The organism is Lacinutrix sp. (assembly GCF_023299985.1).
Classification (GTDB): Bacteria; Bacteroidota; Bacteroidia; order Flavobacteriales; family Flavobacteriaceae; genus Lacinutrix.
The window spans coordinates 1-4,022 of sequence record NZ_JALZVX010000198.1; the positions used below are offsets into that span (position 1 = coordinate 1).

At 30.2% G+C, this 4,022-nt stretch carries 5 protein-coding genes; all 5 read left to right on the plus strand.

What is annotated here, in order from left to right:
- The coding region (locus Q0C58_RS10640) for a DUF1573 domain-containing protein (protein WP_290701192.1) at positions 1–213 on the plus strand (213 nt) is incomplete at its 5' end.
- A gap of 174 nt (positions 214–387) precedes the next feature.
- Positions 388–1,578, plus strand: coding sequence for a pyridoxal phosphate-dependent aminotransferase (locus Q0C58_RS10645; RefSeq protein WP_290701195.1), 1,191 nt, complete (start codon positions 388–390; stop codon positions 1,576–1,578).
- Positions 1,578–2,591 (plus strand): UDP-N-acetylmuramate dehydrogenase, encoded by a 1,014-nt coding sequence (gene murB, locus Q0C58_RS10650; protein ID WP_290701198.1) that lies wholly within the window; start codon positions 1,578–1,580, stop codon positions 2,589–2,591. Before Q0C58_RS10645 ends, murB begins: the two co-directional genes overlap by 1 nt.
- A gap of 38 nt (positions 2,592–2,629) precedes the next feature.
- Positions 2,630–3,160 carry a sigma-70 family RNA polymerase sigma factor gene (locus Q0C58_RS10655; RefSeq protein WP_290701201.1) on the plus strand — a complete coding sequence of 177 codons (531 nt, stop codon included), beginning with the start codon at positions 2,630–2,632 and terminating at the stop codon, positions 3,158–3,160.
- 10 nt (positions 3,161–3,170) lie between these two features.
- Positions 3,171–3,968, plus strand: a complete 798-nt coding sequence (locus Q0C58_RS10660; RefSeq protein WP_290701204.1) for an RNA polymerase subunit sigma-70 — start codon at positions 3,171–3,173, stop codon at positions 3,966–3,968.
- The last annotated feature ends 54 nt before the right edge of the window (positions 3,969–4,022 follow it).

A 4,022-nucleotide genomic window follows, 5' to 3' on the forward strand; every position in this document is an offset into this window, starting at 1 on the left:
AAAAAACCGAAAGATCCAATTATGCCAGGACAAACTGGAGAAATTGAAGTTAAGTATGATACTAAAAGAGTAATGCCTATTAGAAAAACAATTACTGTTTTGTCTAATGCTGCTTCACCAACGGTGTCACTAAAAATTAAAGGAGAAGTTATTGATCCTTCTAAAACAAGTGTACTTACTAAAACAAAAGGTAAAAGCGTAATGGAACAATAATCCATTAAACCATAACCTCAATTATTTAAAAAGCCAAAAACATTAGTTTTCGGCTTTTTTATTTTTATGAGGATTTTTCTATAAAGCTTATTTCTTTTAACATTTTGAAGTTGAGAAATTAAATAACACAGATTAAACTTTTTTTTTGCAACTTTGTTATTCAAATTTTATTCTATGCCATCGATTTCAAAAAAAGGGCAATCTATGCCTCAGTCACCTATAAGAAAACTTGCTCCATTTGCTGAAAAAGCATATAAACAAGGGAAAACCGTTTATCATTTAAACATTGGACAACCAGATATAAAAACACCTCAAATAGCATTAAATGCAGTAAAAATGCATGGTTTAGACATCTTGGCTTATACAAGATCTGAAGGCTCTGAAATTTACAGACAAAAAATAGCAGCTTATTATGCGAAGAATGATATCCATGTAAAACATGGCGATATTATTGTTACTACAGGAGGAAGTGAAGCACTATTATTTGCTTTTGGAAGTATTATGGATGTGGATGACGAAATTATTATTCCAGAACCATTTTACGCAAACTATAATGGCTTCTCAACAGCTTCTGGTGTAAAAGTAGTGCCTGTAATCTCTAAAATTGAAGATAATTTTGCATTGCCTCCTATTGAGGAATTCGAAAAACTAATAACTCCAAAAACTAAAGGAATACTAATTTGTAATCCTGGAAATCCAACTGGTTATCTTTACTCTAAAGAAGAAATTAAAAAATTGGCAGACATCGTTAAAAAGCATGATTTGTTTTTAATTGCAGACGAAGTCTATAGAGAATTTGCTTACGATGGTGCAACACACTATTCAATTTTACAAGAAGAAGGATTAGATGACTATGCAATAATAATCGATTCTGTTTCCAAACGTTACAGTATGTGTGGTGCAAGAATAGGATGTTTAGTTTCTAAAAATAAAGCTGTTATGCAAACAGCTTTAAAATTTGCACAAGCAAGATTAAGTCCTCCAACATTAGCGCAAATTGCTAGTGAAGCAGCATTAGACACACCGCAAAGTTATTTTGATGATGTTATTGAAGAGTATGTAGAAAGAAGAAACACATTAGTTGCCGAGTTAAACAAAATTGAAGGTGTAAAAGTCGCCAACCCAAAAGGTGCTTTTTATTGTATTGCTGAGTTACCAATTAAAAACAGTGACGTTTTTGCACAATGGTTATTAGAGGAGTTTGATGTCGATGGAGAGACAGTAATGGTTGCACCTGCTGCAGGATTTTATTCATCTCCAGGAGTTGGATTAAACCAAATTAGAATTGCATATGTACTTAACAAAGAGAGCTTAGTAAAAGCAGTAAATGTAATTAAAGAAGCCTTAAAAGTTTATAAAGATTAGTGCGTATTCAACACAACATATCATTAAAAAATTACAATACTTTTGGTATTGATGTAAAAGCTAGGCATTTTATTTCGGTAAGCACTTTAAGCGAATTAATAGCTGTTTTACAGCTTAAAGACTATCCAACTAAATTAATACTTGGTGGTGGAAGCAATATGCTTTTAACAAAAAATGTAGACGCACTCGTTATCCATATTAATATAAAAGGAACTTCGGTATTAGAAGAAAAACCAAACCACATATTAGTTAAAGCTAACGCAGGAGAAAATTGGCATGAATTTATACTTTGGTCTCTAGATAACAACTTTGGTGGCTTAGAAAACATGTCGCTAATCCCTGGAAATGTTGGCACCTCTCCTATTCAAAACATAGGAGCTTATGGTGTGGAGTTAAAAGATTATTTTATCTCTTGTGAAGCTTTAAATTTAAGCACTTTAGAAATTGAAGTTTTTAAAAATGAAGACTGTAATTTTGGATACAGAAATTCAATTTTTAAAAACGAAAGAAAAGGCAAATACATTATTACAAGTGTTGTTTTTAAACTTTCAATAAACACACATACATTACACACTAATTATGGAGCTATTACTTCGCAATTAGAAACTATGCAAATAAGCAATCCAACTATAAAAGATGTTTCTAACGCAGTAATTGCAATAAGACAAAGTAAACTTCCAGATCCAAAAGAGATAGGAAATAGTGGTAGTTTCTTTAAAAACCCAGTGATTTCTAATGAAGCTTTTAAGCAATTAAAACAAAGTTTTCCTAATGTACCAAATTATCCAGTTTCAGAAAACGAAATTAAAATTCCAGCAGGTTGGCTTATAGAAACTGCAGGATTTAAAGGAAAAACATTTGGCAATTATGGTGTACATAAAAAACAAGCATTAGTATTAGTTAATTATGGTGGCGCAAAAGGAGAAGATATTCTAGCGCTTTCAAAAATAATACAAAAAACAATTTATCGTATTTTTAATATCTCGATTGAAGCCGAAGTAAATATACTTTAAACAATAAGTTAAACTAACTAACCAAAGAGCGTAAAAAGTTGAGTACTTCAATAGAACAAGATATAGTAGATTTATTAAAAAATGGTGATAAAAAAGCCATTTCTCTATTGTACCAGCATTATTCTGGTGCACTTTTAAGTGTAGTAAAAAAAGTGATTTCAGATAATGATATTGCTCAAGACGTATTGCAAGAAAGTTTTATTAAGGTTTGGAAAAAAGGGAAGACTTACGATCCTTCAAAAGCAAAATTATTTACTTGGTTATATCGCATTTTTTACAACTCTGCAATAGATAAAGTACGTTCTTTAAACAATAAAAATAATAAAGAAATCCAAATAGAGGATTCTAACGTATATAAACTGACGACTAAAAGTTTAAATCAAGACACTTTAGACATTCAAAAACACTTAAGTAGCTTAGAAATAAAATATCAGGTCGTCTTAAATGCGCTTTTTTTTGAAGGTATGACCCAACAAGAAGCGAGCGAAGAATTAAATATTCCGTTAGGAACAATTAAATCTAGATTAAAAATAGGATTGCGAGAATTAAAAAAAATTTACAATCCATAACAATAATGTGATGACTGTTGATAAAGACACATTTTTAAAATCTGATTTATTAGAAAAATATCTAATAGGTCAAACCAATATTCAAGAAACTCTTGAGGTAGAAAGCTATATAAACAACTTTCCCGAAGTTAAAGAGGCATACAATACACTAGAAAACAAGTTAGAGTTAGTAGCATTTGCAAATGCAGAAAAAGCACCTAAGCATTTACTTAATAACATATTAAATACTCTAGATTATAAGCCAGTAATTACCATAAGCCAAAAACCAAAAAAATCATGGTTTAATTTTGGAATTGCGGCCAGTTTAGCCACATTAATTTTTGCTGGAAGTGCTATATATTTTTATCTTCAAAATCAAGATTTACTTAGTGAAAACCAAACTATTGTAGACGAATTATACGATTTAAGAAGTGATATAGATAAGAACAATTTAAAACTAGACGCACTAGCAGAACAATTTTCTCAACTAAATAATCCAGAGACAGAGAAGTATATTTTAAAAGGTAATCGTCGTGCCAAGAATTTAAAAACGGTTGCTTATATAAACCCAAAGGATAAAACATCTTTAATTGATGTAGTATCCTTACCTACTTTACCAGAAAATCAAGAATATCAAATAAGAGCTGAGCTACAAGACAAACAAGTATATTTAGGTATTTTAAGTGTTAAAGACAGACGTTTACAACAAATTCCATACACTAAAAATGCTTTAGGGTTAAGTATTACAATAGAAGAAAAAGGTGTACAACCAAATAATAATTCTACAGAAACACCTGTAGCAGAAATAGAATTAAAATTAGAAGATTAGCAAATTATGTAAAGTATATGCTAAAAACAAAAAGAGCTTAGTTAATTAACTAAG

Excerpts from the sequence above, each read along its gene's own strand:
- Q0C58_RS10660 (WP_290701204.1), top strand. The coding sequence starts at position 3,171 with ATGACTGTTGATAAAGACACATTTTTAAAATCTGATTTATTAGAAAAA.
- Q0C58_RS10645 (WP_290701195.1), top strand. The coding sequence starts at position 388 with ATGCCATCGATTTCAAAAAAAGGGCAATCTATGCCTCAGTCACCTATA.